Origin of the sequence: Acidovorax sp. CF316 (assembly GCF_000276605.1) — a bacterium.
Classification (GTDB): Bacteria; Pseudomonadota; Gammaproteobacteria; order Burkholderiales; family Burkholderiaceae_C; genus Acidovorax.
In genome coordinates, this window is sequence record NZ_AKJX01000025.1 from 23335 (window position 1) to 39558 (window position 16224).

The window sequence follows — 16224 nt, forward strand, 5'->3', positions numbered from 1 at the left end:
CCGTTCGACTACACCAAGACGCAAGCAAGCGAGGAGAGACGCATGACCACCGAGACCCCTTCTGCGGGCGCGAGCCCCCTGCACGGCAGCCCTGGCGTCCAGGGCGGCCACGGCGGCCATGAAGACCCCAACCAGTTCGCCCTGCTGCGCCAGCGCCGTTTCGCCCCCTTCTTCTGGACGCAGTTCTCGGGCGCGGCCAACGACAACCTGTTCAAGTTCGCCTTCACGGTGATGGTGACCTACCAGCTCAGCGTGGGCTGGCTGCCGCCGGCCATGGCCGGGCTGGTGATCGGGGCGCTGTTCATCCTGCCGTTCCTGCTGTTCTCGGCCACCTCGGGCCAGCTCACGGACAAGTACGACAAGACGCGCATGATCCGCTTCGTGAAGAACCTGGAGATCGCCATCATGCTGGTGGCGGCCGTGGGCTTCGTGGCCGGCAACGTGCCCATCCTGCTCCTGTGCACCTTCCTCATGGGCATGCACTCCACGCTGTTCGGGCCGGTGAAGTTCGCCTACCTGCCCCAGGTGCTGACCGAGCGCGAGCTCACGGGCGGCAACGGCATGGTGGAGATGGGCACTTTCGTCGCCATCCTGCTGGGCAACGTGGCCGGCGGCCTGCTGGTGGCGCTGCCGGGCATCGGCCACACCACGGTGGCCATCGCCTGCGTGGCGCTGGCCCTGGTCGGGCGCCTGGTGGCGCAGGCCATTCCCTCGGCACCGGCCACCGACCCGGGCCTGGTCATCAACTGGAACCCGATCACCGAGACCTGGCGCAACCTCAAGCTCGCGCACGGCAACATCGTGGTCTTCCGCTCGCTGCTGGGCATCAGCTGGATGTGGTTCTTCGGCGCGGTGTTCCTGTCGCAGTTCCCGAGCCTCGCCAAGGAGGTGCTGCACGGCAACGAGCAGGTGGCCTCGCTGCTGCTGGTGGTGTTCTCGGTGGGCATCGGCATCGGCTCGCTGCTGTGCGAGGTGCTCTCGCGCCGCCATGTGGAGATCGGCCTGGTGCCGCTGGGCGCCATCGGCATGAGTGTGTTCTCCATCGACCTGTACTTCGCCGCGCGCAGCCTGCCGCCGTCGGAGATCATGGGCCTGGGTGCCTTCCTCGCGCAGAGCCAGCACTGGCGCGTGATGCTCGACCTGGCGCTGCTGAGCCTGTTCGCCGGCCTGTACAGCGTGCCCATGTACGCGCTGATCCAGATGCGCAGCCAGCCCACGCACCGCGCGCGCATCATCGCCGCCAACAACATCCTGAACGCGCTGTTCATGATCGCCAGCTCGCTGATCGCCGGCGCGCTGCTGGGCGCGGGCTTCACCGTGCCGCAGATCTTTTTGTTCACCGGCCTGGCGAACGCGGTGGTGGCGTTCTACATCTTCATGCTGGTGCCCGAGTACCTGCTGCGCTTCGTGGCCTGGGTGTCCTCGCGCTTCGTCTACCGCTTCAAGGTGCAGGGCGACGAGAACCTGCCCACCACGGGTGCGGCCATCCTGGCCTGCAACCACGTGAGCTTCGTCGATGCAGTGCTGCTCATGGCGGCCAGCCCGCGGCCCATCTACTTTGTGATGGACCACCGCATCTTCCGCGTGCCGGTGCTCGGCTGGCTGTTCCGCCTGGCCAAGGCCATCCCCATCGCGCCTTACAAGGAAGACCCCGCCACCTACGAAGCCGCCTTCGAGCGCGCGGCCCAGGTGCTGCGCGAGGGCGATCTGCTGGCCATCTTCCCGGAAGGCGGCATCACCAAGGACGGGCAGCTGCAGGAGTTCAAGGGCGGCATCATGAAAATCATCGACCGGGCGCGCGAGGAGGGCATCAACGCCCCCGTGATCCCCATGGCGCTGACCAACCTCTGGGGCTCCTACTTCAGCCGCATCGAGCAGGGCGGTGCCATGGTGCGGCCGTTCCGCCGCGGGTTCTACAGCCGCGTCGGCCTGAACGTGGGGCACGCCGTGGCGTCGTCGGACGTGCAGCCCGCGCTGCTGCGTTCACGCGTGGCCGATCTGCTGGCCACCTGAGCATGCGCCATGCCGACGCCCAGCGGGCCTGGCGGCGCACCGGACACCGCCACGGGAGCCTGCCATGAAGATGGTGCTGACCTCTGCCACCACGCCCGAGGGCTACATCGGCTGCCTCGAGGGCTGGCAGCGCAGCTACTGTGAGGCCCTGCGCACGCACGCGCTGGCGGCGTCGCCAGCGCTGCAGGAGCGGCTCAAGTGGGGTCATCTGGTCTTTTTCTCTAACGGCCCGGTGCTGCTGGTGCGCGCCGAGCCCCGGCGGGTGCTGCTGGGCTTCTGGCGTGGCCAGCGGCTGCAGCATCTGGAACCCCGCCTCAAGGCCGGCGGCCAGTACGAGATGGCCACGCTCGTATTGCTTGACGACACGCCGCTGGACCAGGCGGTCTTCGTCCGCCTGGTCCGCGATGCCACGGCGCTCAACGCCGCCCTGGGCGATCCCACGGCCTAGGCACGGCTCAGATCAGCGACAGCCCCGCCAGCTGGGCCAGGCGCTGGCCCTCGGTCTCGCTGCGATCAGCCGTTGCGAAAAAGAAAGCTGTAGGCGTTCAACGCCGGCACCCCTCCCAGGTGCGCGTACAGGACACGGGAACCTTCGGGGAATTCGCCCTTGCGCACCATGTCGATCATGCCGTGCATGGACTTGCCTTCGTACACCGGGTCGGTGAGCATGCCCTCCTGGCGTGCGCACAGGCGGATGGCCTCGAGCGTGCCCTCGCTGGGCAGGCCGTACTCGGGGCCGCCGTAGCGCGTGTCCAGCACCACGTCCTCGGCCGTGAGCTCCTGGCCCAGTTCCACCAGCTGGGCGGTGTTCTGCGCGATGCGCAGGATCTGCGCGTGCGTCTGCGCGGGCTTGGCCGAGGCATCGATGCCGATCACCTTGCGCGCCCGTCCGTCGGCCGCGAATCCCACCACCATGCCGGCCTGCGTGCTGCCCGTGACCGAGCAGACGACGATGTAGTCGAACGCAAAGCCCAGCTCCTTTTCCTGCTGGCGCACTTCCTCGGCAAAGCCCACGAAGCCCAGGCCACCGTAGGGGTGCTCGGAACAGCCCGCGGGGATGGGGAAGGGCTTGCCGCCGGCCTTCTTCACGTCGTCCATGGCCTGCTCCCAGCTGGGGCGGATGCCGATGTCGAAGCCCGCGGCATCCAGGCGCACGTCGGCACCCATGATGCGCGACATCTCGATGTTGCCCACGCGGTCGTACACCGCGTCGGAGTAGTTGACCCAGTTCTCCTGCACCAGCACGCACTTCATGCCCAGGTGCGCGGCCACGGCAGCCACCTGGCGCGTCTGGTTGGACTGGATGCCGCCGATGGACACCAGCGTGTCGTAGCCGCCGGCGATCGCCTCGGGGATCAGGTACTCGAGCTTGCGCGTCTTGTTGCCGCCAAAGGCCAGGCCGCTGTTGCAATCCTCGCGCTTGGCGTACAGGTGCACCTTGCCGCCCAGGTGGGCCGACAGGCGGTTCAGGGGCGTGATCGGCGAAGGGCCGAAGGTCAGCGGGTGGCGGGCGAATTTCTGCAGGTTCATGGCGGGCTCTCGTGTGCGGTGGAAGGGGGTATCACGTGCAGGAACGCTTCGTTGGCGCCTTGCCTGCAGTGCCTCCATCGTAGAAAAAGCCGTGGTTAACGTGGTTGTGAAAATGGGTGGATATTTGGTGGTTTGGTATGCAAGAATGGAAATGGATTTCCATTGATTTCACGAAATACACCATGTGCGCAACAAAAGTTCGTGGCAAGAGCGTGCCTGCCACCGAAGGCATCACCGACGACCTGGACCGCACCGACAAGGCCATCCTGCGCCTGCTGCAGCGCGATGCCTCACTGTCCAACGTGGCCCTGGCCGAGAAGGTGCACCTGAGCCCGCCCGCCTGCCTGCGCCGCGTGGATCGGCTCAAGCGCCTGGGGCTCATCGACGGGGTGGTGGCGCTGCTCAACCCCAAGGCCGTGGGGGCTGGCATGCTGGTGATGATCGGCGTGGTGCTCGACCGCTCCACGCCCGAGTCCTTCGCGGCCTTCGAGAAGGCGGCCGTGAAGATCTCGGGCTGCATGGAATGCCACGTGGTGACGGGCGAGTTCGACTATTTCATGCTGGTGCGCACGCGCGACAGCGACAGCTTCAACCGCCTGCACGCCGAGCAACTGATCTACCTGCCGGGCGTGCGGCAGGTGCGCTCCTTCATGGTGCTGCGCAACGTGCTGTCCACCACGGAGCTGCCGTTGGCCCTCTGACCAACGGCCCAGGATTCACGGCGTCTCGACCGCGAACGCCAGACCGGCGTTGGCCTGCAGGCGCGCGATCAGCGGTTCGCCCATGGCAGGCGCCGGGGTCCAGATGCCGCCCGGGGTGGCAGCGGCTTCCTGCAGCAGGCAGACCGCCGCCTCGGCGATCATCTTCGAGGTCGAGCCGTAGCCCGGGTCGCGGTCGCCCTTGACGCCCACGCGCAGGGTGTGTCCCTCGCCGTCCTCGCCAAGGAAGAGCACGTCGTAGGAGCCGGCCTCGCGCTCCTCGCGCGAAGGGCCTTCGCCGGGCTTCGGACCCTCCTTGGAGCCCATGGACTTGTCGCCCGCCACCGCATTGGCGATGGCTTCGCCCTTCTCGCCAGGGCCGGTCACCAGCATCTCGTCGTAGACGAAGTCCGTGCCATAGGCGTGCTGCAGCAGGAAGTTGGAGCGGTGCACGTTGCGCGTGTTGATGGCCGCCATCACGAAGGGGGCGACCCACATGCCCAGGGCCTCGTCCTCCATGGGCTTGTGGCCCGTGGGCTGGCGTGGGCCCTCGAAGCCGGGCGTGAGCGAGAACGGGTTCTTGAGCAGTTCCAGCACCTTGGGGTCGGCCGCCGATGCGGCCATGGTGGCTTTCAGGCTGGCCGCCGTGCCGCCCGAGAAGGTGCCCTTCATCCTGCGCACACGGCCGCGCACGCGGCTGGCAGGGTGGCCGAAGCGCGCCTGCATCTCGCGCTGCAGCATAAACACGCCCAGGTCGAACGGGATGGAGTCGAAGCCGCACGAGAACACGATGCGCGCGCCGCTGGCCTTCGCCGCAGCCTCGTGCGCATCGATCATGTGGCGCATCCAGGCGGGCTCGCCGCACAGGTCCACATAGTCCACGCCTGCGGCGGCGCAGGCGGCCACGAGCTCGTTGCCGTAGAGCTGGTAAGGCCCCACCGTGGTCAGCACCAGGCGGGTCTGCGCCATCAGGGCCTGCAGGCTCTCCATGCTGGCGCTGTCGGTCACCACCAGGGGCGTGTCGGCAGGGGCACCCAGCTCGTCGCGCACGGCGGCCAGCTTCTCGGCGCTGCGCCCGCCCATGGCCCAGCGCAGGCCGCTGCCGGCCGGGTAACGCTGCAGCAGGTACTCCACCACCAGGCGGCCGGTGAAGCCGGTGGCGCCGTGGACGACGATGTCAAAGGGTTTGGTCATGGCGGTTCTCCAGGAGATTCGGTAGGGCGGGCAGGCCCCGCAATCGCCGGGATTGTGAAAGACCCGGGCAGCATCGGCTGTCGCCCATGCGCTTCCTAGTGTCCCGAGTTGGAAGTTCGTTGAAGAAAGCAATCTGCCGAAATCGCTGCAAGGCTAGGCGCAAAGCACAGCCATGCTGGGAGCATGTCGAGCATTTGCAACGACGCATGGCGGGGATTGTCGGTAGATTGATTCAACGAATTTCCAACTCGGGATACTGGTGGTGGCTTGCGCGCAACTGTGGGGTCGGATAAGGGTGTCAAAGTGTGACCAAGTACCGTAAAACGATACTGAAGAGCTGGCGCAATGCCACTGTGGTGGTTCAATGCGGACACCCGGCTGGCGCTTTGCGACCATTCGTTCCGTGTTCAACAACGGCCCCAGGGCCACACCACCCGTATGTCAGCATCTTCCTTCGTCGTTCAGCGTGATACCCGTGCCTGGCAGCTCCAGGTCTGGATTTCGTTCGGCATTGCCGTGTTCCTGTGCGCAGTCGGCCTGGCCTGGCTGCCCGGGGAGCAGCTGGAGCGCGCGTTCATGGTGATGGGCTATGTGTTCTGCCTCTCGGCCGCCTTCGTGCTGGCCAAGTTCGTGCGGGACAACGAAAGTGCGGGCCGCCGCGGCGCTGGCGACACCCCCATGTGGAAGCTGGTGGTGTGGGGTGGCTTTGCGGTCGCGATGGGCCTGACGGGCTGGGGCCTGTTCAGCATGGAGGTCAACCAGACCTACAAGGCCTTCCTCGGTGTGAGCTGGCTGTACCTGATCACCACCGCGTTCACGCTGGCCAAGATGCTGCGCGACCGCCATGAAGCCGACCTGGCCGAAGCCCGTCTCCAGGGCCGCCGCGAAGCGGCCCAGGCAGCGTCCGGCAGCAACGGTTGAGCCGCGCAGTCCTTTCCTGAATGCATTGCCTGGCGCCTTGTGTGCGCCAGGCGCACCCAACCCTCTGGAGTGACACCATGTCGATGAACAAGACCCTGCAACGCACCCTGGCCCGCACCCTGCTGGCCGCCAGTTTCCTCGCGGCCCTGGCCAGCCTGCCGGCCCGCGCACAGAGCGAGGCCTCGGCCGCGCTGTCCCTGCTGCCCGTGGCCTCCGTCGTGGGCACGGCCTCGGTCGCCTCGACCGCTGCCGGCGCCGTCGTGGCCCTGCCCGCAGCCCTGTCGGTCGGTGGCGCCGTGCTCTCGGTGCGCGCCGTGGAGGTGTCGGCTGTCGGTACCGTGTACGTGCTCGAACGTGCCTCGGACGGCGCCCGCGTCAGCGTGGAGGTGCTGGGCCGCGGCATCGGTGCCTCGGCCCATGCCGTGGGCACGGTGGTGGTCTGCACCGTGATCGGCTCGGGCGTGGTGCTGTCGGTGGCCGGCGAGGCCCTGGCCTTCGTCCCCAATGCCATCGGCCGGGCACTGCTGCACAACGAGCGCCTGTGAAGAAGGCCGCAGCCATGCACACCACCACCACTTTGCACCAGCCCGGCCTGCGCTGGGCCCTGGGCGCGGCGCTGCTGACCGGCGCTGCCCTGCTGCCTGCCACCCAGGCCCATGCCGGCCGCTCGTGCGAGGCGGCCAAGCCGCCTCCCGCCAAGAGCGTGGAGCGCGGCATGCAGCTGGCCGAGCGCACCTCCCAGGCGCTGGACGCGACCGGTGCCCAGGTCGTGATGCTGGGCCGCGCCGGCCAGGACCTGGGCAAGTACGGCATACGCTACTCGCACCTGGGCTGGGCCTACAAGACGCCCGAGGGCCCCTGGCGCGTGGCGCACAAGCTCAACGAGTGCGGCACCGCCGTGGGCCATGTCTACCGCCAGGGCCTGGGCGAATTCTTCCTCGACGACCTGTGGCGCTACGAGGCCGTGTGGGCCGTGCCCACGCCCGAGGTGCAACAGCGCCTGTACACGCTGCTGCAGGACAAGGGCCGCACCAAGGCCATGAACCAGCCCGCCTACAGCATGGTGAGCTACGTCTGGGGCACCAAGTACCAGCAGTCCAACCAGTGGGCGCTGGAGACCCTGGCCGCCGCCATGGAGCCGGCCACCGTCAACAGCCGCGAGCAGGCGCAGGCCTGGCTCAAGTTCAAGGGCTATGAGCCCACCACGCTCAAGATCGGGCCACTGACCCGCATGGGCGGGCGCGTGGGATCGGCCAACATCGCCTTCGACGACCACCCCAACGACAAGCGGTACTCCGACCGCATCGAGACGGTGACCGTGGATTCGATGCTCGCCTGGCTGCAGCGCGCGCAGCTGGGTGCGGCGCCCGCCACGCTGGTTCTGAAGTGACGTGACGATGCGCCTGGGCGACCCGGTCCGGGCGCGATCGGCAACCGGGAGAACTGTCCATGAGCAAATCCTTGCGACTTTCCGAGAAGTGGTTCCGCCGCGGCCTGTGGCTGGTGGCCTTCGTCTTCGCGGGTTTTCTGATCGGCCTGGGCGGCACCATCGTCGGCGACCTGCCTCAGGTGGAAAAGCGCCTGGTGGTCGAAGACTTCGTCGACAAGGCGGCCTACGACCGGGTGCGCGAGGAGGTGCGCGCCTCGCGCAAGGCCGAAGAGGATGCCGAGACCGCGCTGCAACAGGCCCAGCTGCAGCGCAGCAAGACGCGCAGCGAAAGCGCGGCCGAGCGCGAGACCTTCAACAACTGGCTGGCCACGCGCAGCGCCACCCAACGCGCTGACCAGGACCCCGAGGTCATTGCCCGCACCCAGAAGCTCGACGTGCTCAAGCTCGCCGAGCGCAAGACCCAGCAGGCGGTCGAGGCGCAGCAGCAGGCTGCGCTCGATGCCCACCAGGCCGCCAGCGCTGCCCAGCAGCGCCAGAGCGAAATGGAGCGCGAGGGCTATGACCGCATGTCCGTCGAGCAGCGCAAGCTGGAGCTGCGCGTGTTCCTGTACCGGCTGGCGCTCACCCTGCCGCTCCTGGCCATCGCCGGCTGGCTGTTCGTCAAGAAGCGCAAGGGCACCTACTGGCCCTTCGTCTGGGGTTTCATCTTTTTCGCGCTGTTCGCCTTCTTCGTGGAGCTGGTGCCCTACCTGCCCAGCTACGGCGGCTATGTGCGCTACGTGGTGGGCATCGGCATCACGGTGCTGGTCGGGCGCTATGCCATCGTGGCGCTCAACCGCTACCTGGAGCGCCAGAAGCTGGCCGAGGCCCTGCCCGACCAGGAGCGCCGCAAGGAGCTGAGCTACGACGTGGCCCTGGCGCGCCTGGCCAAGAGCGTGTGCCCCGGCTGCGAGCGGCCGGTGGACCTGAAGAACGAGGCCATCGACTTCTGCCCGCACTGCGGCATCGGCCTGTTCGACCACTGCGGCGTGTGCACCACGCGCAAGAGCGCCTTTGCCCGCTTCTGCCATGCCTGCGGCGCCGCAGCAGCGGGTGCGCCAGCACCCCAGGTGCTGCCGGTGATCCCGCCCACGCCACCGGTACCGCCAGGGCAGGTGGCGCCCGTCGGCGTGCCCTGATCTCAGGGCACCGGCGCGGGCCGGGGCTCGTACAGGTGGATGCGGTCGCGGCCCGCCGCCTTGGCTTCGTAGAGCGCGGCATCGGCATCGGACATCAGGGCCCCCAGTGAGTCTTGCGTGGACACGCCGGTGCGCACCACCAGGCCGATGCTCACGGTCGCGTGCAGGGGCGCCTGGTGCCCCTGCAAGGCGAAGGGGTGGTTGCGCACCTGCTTGCACAGGCGGCGCGCCACCGCCATGGCGTCGGCCTGGCGGATGCGCGGCAGCACCACGGCGAACTCCTCGCCGCCCAGGCGACCGAACAGGTCGCCGGGGCGCAGGGCCTCGCTGACCGTGGTGGCAAAACCATGCAGCACCTTGTCGCCCTGGGCGTGGCCATAGGTGTCGTTCACGCGCTTGAAGTGGTCCAGGTCCAGCATCAGCACCGCCACGCTGCTGCGCTCGCGTGCCAGCCGGGCCAGCAGCTTGCTGCCCTGGGCCATGAAGGCGCGGCGTGCCAACGCATCGGTCAAAAAGTCATGGCTGGCCGCGCGGTGCAGGCGGCGCATGGCCTCGACACTCGCCGCCTTGGCTGTGGCCACCGAGAGCGGGCCCAGGCCCAGCAAGGAGATCCCGACGCGCAGCGAGAACACCGCCCAGGCATGGGTGGGCGCGAACGCCAGGTCCAGCATGCCCGCGCCGGCCGCGATCGCCAGGCCAAAGCAGGTCAGCATGGACAGCACGCTGGTGGCAAACACACCATAAGTGAGCGCACACCACAGCAGCGCCGGAACCGGAAAGGCCAGCGCCCCGGGGCCGCCGATGGCGATCGCCGCCGCCTCGCTGGCCGCCAGTGCGAGCAGGGGCGCCGCGTACTTCCAGCGGCGCCGGGACCAGCGGCGCTTCTTGAGCGTGCGCCGTGCTTCCTGCGGGGTCGGCAGGCTCAGCATGACCGGCAGGATCAGCACGCTGTTGATCAGCTCCGTGCAGAACCACATGCCCAGCGCCGTCAGCCAGGTGGTGTTGAACAGCAGTGGCCCGGTGCCCGAACCGACCAGCGCAGCCAGCACACTGCTGGCCACGCAGATGCCGAACATCAGCACCACCGACATCTGCCGCTTGAGGAAGCGCGTGGCCACCGGCACCTGGCCGAACAGCCACCAGCCCAGCGCCACGCCGCTCAGGTTGGCCGTAGCCAGCCACAGCGTGGCCAGGGGCGCGGTGCCGGTCACCAGGTCCGCGGCCACGTAGCCCACCGCGGCGGCCGCCCAGGTGCCTGATGCGGCCAGGCGCGGGTAGCGCACCAGCAGGCCCAGCAGCAGCGCATTGGCGGGCCAGAAGGCGGCCATGAAACCCAGGGGCCGGGTCACGATGCCCAGCAGGGAGGCGGCAAAGACCAGCAGTCCGATGGCCGCACACAGGCCCCAGCCCTTCAGCGGGCCGGCGGCGGTGCCGGGGGAGGGGGGGCGAAGCAAAGACGGCATGCGTTGAAGTTCAGGGGGCGCGGGGCGATTTGGACCCACTGTAGCCGCGAAACCCCTCAGCGCCCCAGCGGGGTCTGACCGCAGACGCAGCCGGCAACGGTGGAAAATTGTGTCCGGGCGGCATTTTTCCAGGCACTCAGGCCCCTTGCACGGCAGTGCCAGCCGCCAGAACCACCTGGTTGCGCCCCGATTGCTTGGCCTGGTACAGGGCATCGTCGGCTCTCTTGAACAAGGTGTCCGCAGCGACGGGCGTGTCATGTACCCAGGCCAGGCCGATGCTTACCGTGACGGAAATCTGCGAGCCCTGTGCTTCGATGTGCAGCATGGAGACGCTGGCGCACAGCCGCTCGGCAATCGCCTGGGCCTCCGCCTGTGTCACCGCCGGCAGGTAGACCACGAATTCCTCGCCCCCCATGCGCGCCAGCAGATCCGAGCTGCGCAACTGCCCTTGCAGGCAGCGTGCAAACTCCACGAGCACCCGGTCACCAACAGCATGGCCAAAGCGGTCGTTGATCTGCTTGAAGCGATCCAGGTCCAGCTGGGCGATGGCGCTCTGGGGCGCAAGCCGGGCGGGCAGCCGGGATTCCAGCCAGCGTCGGTTGCCAGTGCCTGTCAGCGGGTCGGTGTGGGCCGCCTGCTCCAGCCGGATCTCGGCGCGTTCATTGGACAATGCCGCCACCATGAGTGCCATGCCGAAGTGGCAGAACATCTGCACGGAGAACGCCCAGGCGAAGCCGGTGGAGCCTGCCGTGCCACCGAGGATGTAGGCGAGCCGCAACGCATAGATGCTGCCGCTCAATCCCAGAAAGGCGGCCATCAGTGCGCGCGAAGGCAGGGGTTCGGTGCGACAGTCGCGCAGTATCTCGAACGTGCAGGCGGCCAGTACCAGCGTAGCCGTGGCGTGAAAGGCCCCTGCGCGCAGCAGGTTCTGGAGGGGAAAACCCGTGGCGATGCCCGCCGCCAGGCATGCCAGTGGCAGCAGCACCACGGCCCGCCAGGGCACTCGCCTGCGCCCGCTGAAGCTGCGCACTCCTGCCCAGAAAAGGGCGTACCCGCCAGTGCCCAAGAGCAGGCTGCCATGGGTCCACATCCACATCGGCAGGGCTGCGCTTTCGCCGCGCCAGGCCAGGATCGCACCCACCGCCAGCATCAGATAGGCCGTAGCCAGCGATGCCAGGCCCTGCGGCCGGCATGAGTGGCGGCGAATGTGGAAGATGCTCAGGGCACCGGCGATGAGGGAGGTGTTGTAGAGAAGAAGAACGGTGGCCAGGTCGAGCTGGAAGTCCATGGAGTCTTGTGCGCAGAAATGTCGCACCGATTATCGAAGGGCTCTGTGACGCCGCCCTGGCAATCGCTTTTCAGCGCGGGCAGGTGCCTGGCGGGCCGAACCTGGCTTCTGGCTACCTGGCGCGCCAGGCTTGCCACCGCTGGCGCCACCGGCGCTTGAGCACCCGGCCCGCGCGCCAGGGCCAGGAAGCGCGCACGCGTTCGAGCAGCGCCGCCTTGGCGCGCATCCAGCGGGTGTACACCCAGGCGAACCAGCGCAGTTGCAGCAGTGCCGGCTGGGTCAGCGTGAACAGGCGGGCGAGTACCGCCGTGCCTGCCAGCTTGGCCACCACGATGATGAGCATGCCCAGCAGCACATGCCCCTGGCCGATGGTCCACAGCGCCAGCAGCTTGATGGGCAGCAGCATCAGCGAAGGCAGGGCAAAGACCAGCACCGCGGCCCAGGGCGGCAGGCCGCGCACGGCGCCCTCGATCCAGCGCAAGCCGGGCCAGCGGCCGATGCGCGCCAGGATTTTCTGCAGCGGCTCCCAGCCCCATTCCTCGAAGACGATGACCAGTGCCAGCAGCCAGCCGGCCAGGTGGCCGATCAGCCGCAGCGGCCACAGCAACAGCTTGCGCAGGATGGGGGGCACGGCGTGTGGGCTGTGGGGCCGGGGCTCAGACGCCGCGCGCCCGGTCGGCCTTGAACTTCGCGCGGAACTGGGCGAAGGTGCCCGCATCCAGCGCCTCGCGCACTTCGCGCATCAGGTTCAGGTAGTAGTGCAGGTTGTGGATGCTGGTGAGCATGGGGCCCAGCATCTCGCCGCAGCGGTCCAGGTGGTGCTGGTAGGCGCGGCTGAAGCCCTCGCGCCCGCCGGCTTCCCACGAGACACCGCTCTTGCCCGCGCAGGCGTGGCAGGTGCAGCTGGTGTCCAGGGGCTGGTGGTCGCTCTTGTGGCGCGCGTTGCGGATCTTGAGGTCGCCGTAGCGCGTGAACATCGTGCCGTTGCGCGCATTGCGCGTGGGCATCACGCAGTCGAACATGTCCACGCCCTGGGCCACCCCCTCGACCAGGTCCTCGGGCGTTCCCACGCCCATCAGGTAGCGCGGCTTGTGCGCCGGCAGCAGGTGCGGGGTGTGCGCCATGATGCGCAGCATCTCGTCCTTGGGCTCGCCCACCGAGACACCGCCCACGGCGTAGCCGGGGAAGTCCATCTCCACCAGCCGCTCGAGCGACTCGGCGCGCAGGTTCTCGTACATCCCGCCCTGCACTATGCCGAACAGGGCGTTGGGGTTGTTCAGGCGGTGGAACTCGTCCTGGCTGCGCCTGGCCCAGCGCAGGCTCATCTCCATGGACTGGCGCGCCTCGCGCTCGGTGGTCAGGTGGCCCTTGGTCTCGTAGGGCGTGCACTCGTCGAGCTGCATCACGATGTCGCTGTTGAGCGTGGTCTGGATCTGCATGCTCACCTCGGGCGACATGAACAGCTTGTCGCCGTTGACCGGGCTCGCGAAGGTCACGCCCTCTTCGGTGATCTTGCGCATGGCGCCCAGGCTCCAGACCTGGAAGCCCCCCGAATCGGTGAGGATGGGCTTGTTCCACTGCTCGAAGCCGTGCAGGCCGCCGAAGCTTTCCATCACATCCAGGCCCGGGCGCATCCACAGGTGGAAGGTGTTGCCCAGGATGATCTGCGCACCCATGTCGTGCAGGCTCTGCGGCATCACGCCCTTGACGGTGCCATAGGTGCCCACGGGCATGAAGATCGGTGTTTGCACCACGCCGTGGTTGAGCGTGAGCGTGCCCCGCCGCGCATGGCTGGTGGGGTCGGTGGTGAGGAGGTCAAACTGCAGCATGGGCCACATTGTCCCAGACCGCACGCCACGGCCCCCGCGGCCCCGAAATGGGTATTGACAGGCCCTGGGTGAGGCCATGGGGTGCGGCGCACCCCGCAGTCTGTACACTGGGTCGCACACAAACGGAAGGAGAACCCCATGTTCAAGATCCTGATTGCCGTGGACGGCTCGGACCTCTCGCTGGACGGTGTGCACCATGCCCTGGGCCTCGTGCGCCAGGGGCTGTCGGCCAGCATCGTGCTGGCCAACGTGCAGGAGCCGGCCACGCTCTACGAGATGGTCACCGCGCGCGATGCCGACCTGATCGCCGCCGCCAGCCTGGAGGCCGGCGAGCACCTCATGGCCCCGGCCCGGGCCCTGCTCGATGCGGCCGGTGTCTCCTACGAAACCGACATCGGCGTGGGCGACGTGGCGCACACCCTGGTGGACATGATCGAGCGCAGCGGTTGCGATCTGGTCGTCATCGGTGCGCGCGGGCAGGGGGCCATCAGCAGTGCCCTGCTGGGCTCGGTGTCCCAGGAAGTGGCCCATGCCAGCCCCGTGCCCGTGACCATCGTCAAGCATGTCGACGTGGCGCGGCAGCTGGAGCCTGAACCGGAGTCGGAAGACGGGACGGCGGACGCCCCGCTCTGACCGCGCGCTGCACCCCGCGCAGATGCGACAAGGGCCGCGTGAGCGGCCCCTTGGCATCATCCCCCGTTCGCTGCTGGCGGCTCAGGCCGCCTTGCGGAAGGGCTGCTCGGCCGCACTGCGCTGCAGCTTGCCGTGCGGCAGGCTGGCCAGGCGCGAGAACATGCGCCGCACATAGCCGTTGACCCACAGGCACTTGTTGAGTTCGTCCACGGGCAGCGGGCCGGACACCACCACGATGTCGTTGGCCATGTCCTGCGCCCCGGCGGCGCGCAGGCGGCGGCGCGTGTTGTTGGCCCAGGACTGGATGCGGGTAGGACTGCCATGCTGGTGCACCTCGCCCGTGTGCGCATCGAAGGCGATGGCCACGGTATCGGTCTTGAGCTTGAACCTGCGCTCACCGGTCACGGCGCTGGGCGCCTCGCGCATGTCGTACAGGTAGTAGCTGCCGGCCTTGAGCTGGTATTGCATGTCCATGGTGGTTCCTCTCTGGGGGCATTGTCGAGGGCGCACCACAGGGCAATCGCAGGGAATGGGGCCGGAAAACGCCTCTTATCGGCGCGTGATCCGTGCTGGCATGCCAGTCGGTGCGCGTGCCATTGTGCGCGGCCCCTCGGCATGTGCAAATGAAACTTGACCGCAATTGCGTAACGGTTTGTGAACGTCCGAAATGCGCCGTCTTCTCACGCGACATGCCAGGCGCGAAGCGCTGCCAACAGCCGTCGAATACCTACGGCCCAGGCCAGGGCAGCCGTGCAAGGGCCGCCCCGCCGCACTGGCTGCGTCCCCCTTCCCGAATGGCGCAGCCATTCGAGAGAAGGGGTGAAGGCGCGCAGCGCCTCAGGGGGATGTACTCTAGAAATCCACCAGGCTCAGTCCCAGGCTGAACACGGTGCGCTTGCGGTTGTAGTCGATCATGCTGTCGCCATAGCCGCTGAACAGCTGGGTGTGCAGGCGCAGGTTGCTTTTGCTGCCCAGGAAGCCCGCGCCCAGGGTCTGCAGCCACTCCAGGCGCAGCGAGCCGCGGTCGCTGTTGGCCAGCGAATGGCGCATCGTCGCGCCCACAGAGTTGTCCTTGTCGTAGTTCCAGAAAGCGGCCAGCTCGGCACGGCCCATGTAGTCGCTGATGCCCGGGTTGTCATCGCTGCCGCTGCTTTCGGGAATGCGCTTCCACAGCCGGGCGCGCACGTTGATGTCGTTGCCCAGCTCCAGCCCCGTCATCAGGTAGGCACGGTTCCAGCTGCGCGACAGCGGCTTGCTCTGGCCGTTGGACTGGTGCACCAGGCCGATGCCGCTGTAGCGCCAGCGCCAGCCGAAGGGCAGCTTGGCATCGGTGGGGTAGACATACATGACTTCCGGCTCATGGTCGGTCGTGCGGAAGGGGCGCGAGAGCTCGGGCGTGAACAGCTGCCAGTACGACTGCTGGGTGTAGCCGAACCACACCGAATCCTTGAGCGTGGGATGGCCCTGCGTGAGCAGGCCCTGCGCCACCTTGGTGCGCACCGACAGCTGGATGCGGTTCTCGGTGCGGCGGTAGGGCGTGGACTCGGTCGCCGAGTTGCCGTCCGCGCCCGAGGTGGGCTGGCGGTTCACGTTGCTGCCGGCCGCCACGGACACCGTGATGGGGCGGTAGCCACGGAAGCTGAAGGTGCCGCAATCGCTGCCCGACTCCAGTTCCCAGAAACGCGACAGGTCACTGTACTGCGGGTCGCGGCAACCTTCGGTGCGCGCCACTTCGATGATGCGGGTGGCGGGCAGCGTCGTGTCCACCGGGGTGGGCACGGCACTGGCCGCCGCGGCCGTGGCCGCAGGTGACTGCCAGGCCTGCTGGCCGGCCCACTGGTCGAAGCAGGCCAGGCGGGCCTGGTTGTCGTCGGACAGCGCGGCGCAGCGGCGCCAGACGGCCTGGTCGCCTGCAGAGGTGCTGCCAGGGGCCATGGCCGGGGTGGGGGTACCTTGTGCGAAAGCTGCACCGGCCGGTGCCAGCACCGCCAGCGCCAGCGCCACCGTGCGGTGGGCCGCCGCCATGCCCGGTGCACTCGCCTGTGCAGGACGAAGGAAGGGGAGAGAGGTGCTGTGAGCTTGTTGCA

The 16224-nt window shown here is 68.1% G+C and carries 16 protein-coding genes; 8 read left to right on the plus strand and 8 right to left on the minus strand.

The annotated features are described in order from the left end of the window. The first annotated feature begins 42 nt into the window (after positions 1 to 42). Together PMI14_RS03455 and PMI14_RS03460 are read left to right on the plus strand one after the other, a co-directional pair. Entirely contained in the window at positions 43 to 2013 is a 1971-nt protein-coding gene (locus tag PMI14_RS03455) for an MFS transporter (protein WP_007849672.1), read from the plus strand. Between the two features lie 64 nt (positions 2014 to 2077). Beyond that, complete coding sequence (locus tag PMI14_RS03460; RefSeq protein WP_007849675.1) at positions 2078 to 2461, plus strand: DUF1801 domain-containing protein; 384 nt, start codon at positions 2078 to 2080, stop codon at positions 2459 to 2461. Positions 2462 to 2526: 65 nt separating this feature from the next. On the opposite strand, the gene PMI14_RS03465 is transcribed toward PMI14_RS03460, so the two are convergent. Continuing rightward, positions 2527 to 3543: a 1-aminocyclopropane-1-carboxylate deaminase gene (locus PMI14_RS03465; RefSeq protein ID WP_007849678.1), complete on the minus strand. Its 1017-nt coding sequence runs from the start codon at positions 3541 to 3543 to the stop codon at positions 2527 to 2529. A 182-nt stretch (positions 3544 to 3725) separates the two neighbouring features. On the opposite strand from PMI14_RS03465, the gene PMI14_RS03470 reads away from it, so the two are divergent. Continuing rightward, positions 3726 to 4244, plus strand: a complete 519-nt coding sequence (locus PMI14_RS03470; RefSeq protein ID WP_007849681.1) for an Lrp/AsnC family transcriptional regulator — start codon at positions 3726 to 3728, stop codon at positions 4242 to 4244. 15 nt (positions 4245 to 4259) lie between these two features. Here the strand turns inward: PMI14_RS03470 and PMI14_RS03475 are convergent, their stop codons facing one another. Continuing rightward, complete coding sequence (locus PMI14_RS03475) at positions 4260 to 5435, minus strand: trans-acting enoyl reductase family protein (protein WP_007849684.1); 1176 nt, start codon at positions 5433 to 5435, stop codon at positions 4260 to 4262. A gap of 438 nt (positions 5436 to 5873) precedes the next feature. On the opposite strand from PMI14_RS03475, the gene PMI14_RS03480 reads away from it, so the two are divergent. The 4 genes from PMI14_RS03480 to PMI14_RS03495 all read left to right on the plus strand — a co-directional run bounded on the left by PMI14_RS03480 (position 5874) and on the right by PMI14_RS03495 (position 8924). Beyond that, positions 5874 to 6356, plus strand: a complete 483-nt coding sequence (locus PMI14_RS03480; protein WP_035202208.1) for a YiaA/YiaB family inner membrane protein — start codon at positions 5874 to 5876, stop codon at positions 6354 to 6356. 77 nt (positions 6357 to 6433) lie between these two features. Further along, positions 6434 to 6901, plus strand: a complete 468-nt coding sequence (locus PMI14_RS03485) for a hypothetical protein (RefSeq protein WP_007849688.1) — start codon at positions 6434 to 6436, stop codon at positions 6899 to 6901. 14 nt (positions 6902 to 6915) lie between these two features. Next, positions 6916 to 7746, plus strand: coding sequence for a DUF2145 domain-containing protein (locus tag PMI14_RS03490; RefSeq protein WP_007849690.1), 831 nt, complete (start codon positions 6916 to 6918; stop codon positions 7744 to 7746). Positions 7747 to 7805: 59 nt separating this feature from the next. After that, positions 7806 to 8924, plus strand: a complete 1119-nt coding sequence (locus PMI14_RS03495) for a zinc ribbon domain-containing protein (RefSeq protein ID WP_007849692.1) — start codon at positions 7806 to 7808, stop codon at positions 8922 to 8924. 2 nt (positions 8925 to 8926) lie between these two features. On the opposite strand, the gene PMI14_RS03500 is transcribed toward PMI14_RS03495, so the two are convergent. The 4 genes from PMI14_RS03500 to tgt form a co-directional block, all read right to left on the minus strand. Next, a complete protein-coding gene (locus PMI14_RS03500; protein WP_007849694.1) occupies positions 8927 to 10387 on the minus strand; it encodes a GGDEF domain-containing protein in 1461 nt (486 codons plus the stop codon). 136 nt (positions 10388 to 10523) lie between these two features. Further along, on the minus strand, positions 10524 to 11675 hold the full coding sequence (locus tag PMI14_RS03505) for a diguanylate cyclase (RefSeq protein WP_007849697.1): 1152 nt from the start codon (positions 11673 to 11675) through the stop codon (positions 10524 to 10526). 112 nt (positions 11676 to 11787) lie between these two features. Next, a complete protein-coding gene (locus PMI14_RS03510; protein ID WP_238541795.1) occupies positions 11788 to 12306 on the minus strand; it encodes a hypothetical protein in 519 nt (172 codons plus the stop codon). Positions 12307 to 12331: 25 nt separating this feature from the next. After that, positions 12332 to 13504, minus strand: coding sequence for a tRNA guanosine(34) transglycosylase Tgt (gene tgt, locus PMI14_RS03515; RefSeq protein WP_007849702.1), 1173 nt, complete (start codon positions 13502 to 13504; stop codon positions 12332 to 12334). Between the two features lie 138 nt (positions 13505 to 13642). Here tgt and PMI14_RS03520 point away from each other — a divergent pair, with 138 nt between their 5' ends. Continuing rightward, entirely contained in the window at positions 13643 to 14137 is a 495-nt protein-coding gene (locus tag PMI14_RS03520; RefSeq protein ID WP_007849704.1) for a universal stress protein, read from the plus strand. Between the two features lie 81 nt (positions 14138 to 14218). On the opposite strand, the gene PMI14_RS03525 is transcribed toward PMI14_RS03520, so the two are convergent. After that, on the minus strand, positions 14219 to 14611 hold the full coding sequence (locus tag PMI14_RS03525) for a hypothetical protein (protein ID WP_007849707.1): 393 nt from the start codon (positions 14609 to 14611) through the stop codon (positions 14219 to 14221). Between the two features lie 378 nt (positions 14612 to 14989). Further along, positions 14990 to 16162 carry a phospholipase A gene (locus tag PMI14_RS03530; RefSeq protein WP_007849713.1) on the minus strand — a complete coding sequence of 391 codons (1173 nt, stop codon included), beginning with the start codon at positions 16160 to 16162 and terminating at the stop codon, positions 14990 to 14992. Positions 16163 to 16224: the final 62 nt, after the last annotated feature.

What these genes read in the sequence shown, in the direction of transcription:
- PMI14_RS03455 (WP_007849672.1), top strand. Translation starts at nt 43, where the DNA reads ATGACCACCGAGACCCCTTCTGCGGGCGCGAGCCCCCTGCACGGCAGC.
- PMI14_RS03460 (WP_007849675.1), top strand. Translation starts at nt 2,078, where the DNA reads ATGAAGATGGTGCTGACCTCTGCCACCACGCCCGAGGGCTACATCGGC.
- PMI14_RS03465 (WP_007849678.1), bottom strand. Translation starts at nt 3,543, where the DNA reads ATGAACCTGCAGAAATTCGCCCGCCACCCGCTGACCTTCGGCCCTTCG.
- PMI14_RS03470 (WP_007849681.1), top strand. Translation starts at nt 3,726, where the DNA reads ATGTGCGCAACAAAAGTTCGTGGCAAGAGCGTGCCTGCCACCGAAGGC.
- PMI14_RS03475 (WP_007849684.1), bottom strand. Translation starts at nt 5,435, where the DNA reads ATGACCAAACCCTTTGACATCGTCGTCCACGGCGCCACCGGCTTCACC.
- PMI14_RS03480 (WP_035202208.1), top strand. Translation starts at nt 5,874, where the DNA reads ATGTCAGCATCTTCCTTCGTCGTTCAGCGTGATACCCGTGCCTGGCAG.
- PMI14_RS03485 (WP_007849688.1), top strand. Translation starts at nt 6,434, where the DNA reads ATGTCGATGAACAAGACCCTGCAACGCACCCTGGCCCGCACCCTGCTG.
- PMI14_RS03490 (WP_007849690.1), top strand. Translation starts at nt 6,916, where the DNA reads ATGCACACCACCACCACTTTGCACCAGCCCGGCCTGCGCTGGGCCCTG.
- PMI14_RS03495 (WP_007849692.1), top strand. Translation starts at nt 7,806, where the DNA reads ATGAGCAAATCCTTGCGACTTTCCGAGAAGTGGTTCCGCCGCGGCCTG.
- PMI14_RS03500 (WP_007849694.1), bottom strand. Translation starts at nt 10,387, where the DNA reads ATGCCGTCTTTGCTTCGCCCCCCCTCCCCCGGCACCGCCGCCGGCCCG.
- PMI14_RS03505 (WP_007849697.1), bottom strand. Translation starts at nt 11,675, where the DNA reads ATGGACTTCCAGCTCGACCTGGCCACCGTTCTTCTTCTCTACAACACC.
- tgt (WP_007849702.1), bottom strand. Translation starts at nt 13,504, where the DNA reads ATGCTGCAGTTTGACCTCCTCACCACCGACCCCACCAGCCATGCGCGG.
- PMI14_RS03520 (WP_007849704.1), top strand. Translation starts at nt 13,643, where the DNA reads ATGTTCAAGATCCTGATTGCCGTGGACGGCTCGGACCTCTCGCTGGAC.
- PMI14_RS03525 (WP_007849707.1), bottom strand. Translation starts at nt 14,611, where the DNA reads ATGGACATGCAATACCAGCTCAAGGCCGGCAGCTACTACCTGTACGAC.
- PMI14_RS03530 (WP_007849713.1), bottom strand. Translation starts at nt 16,162, where the DNA reads ATGGCGGCGGCCCACCGCACGGTGGCGCTGGCGCTGGCGGTGCTGGCA.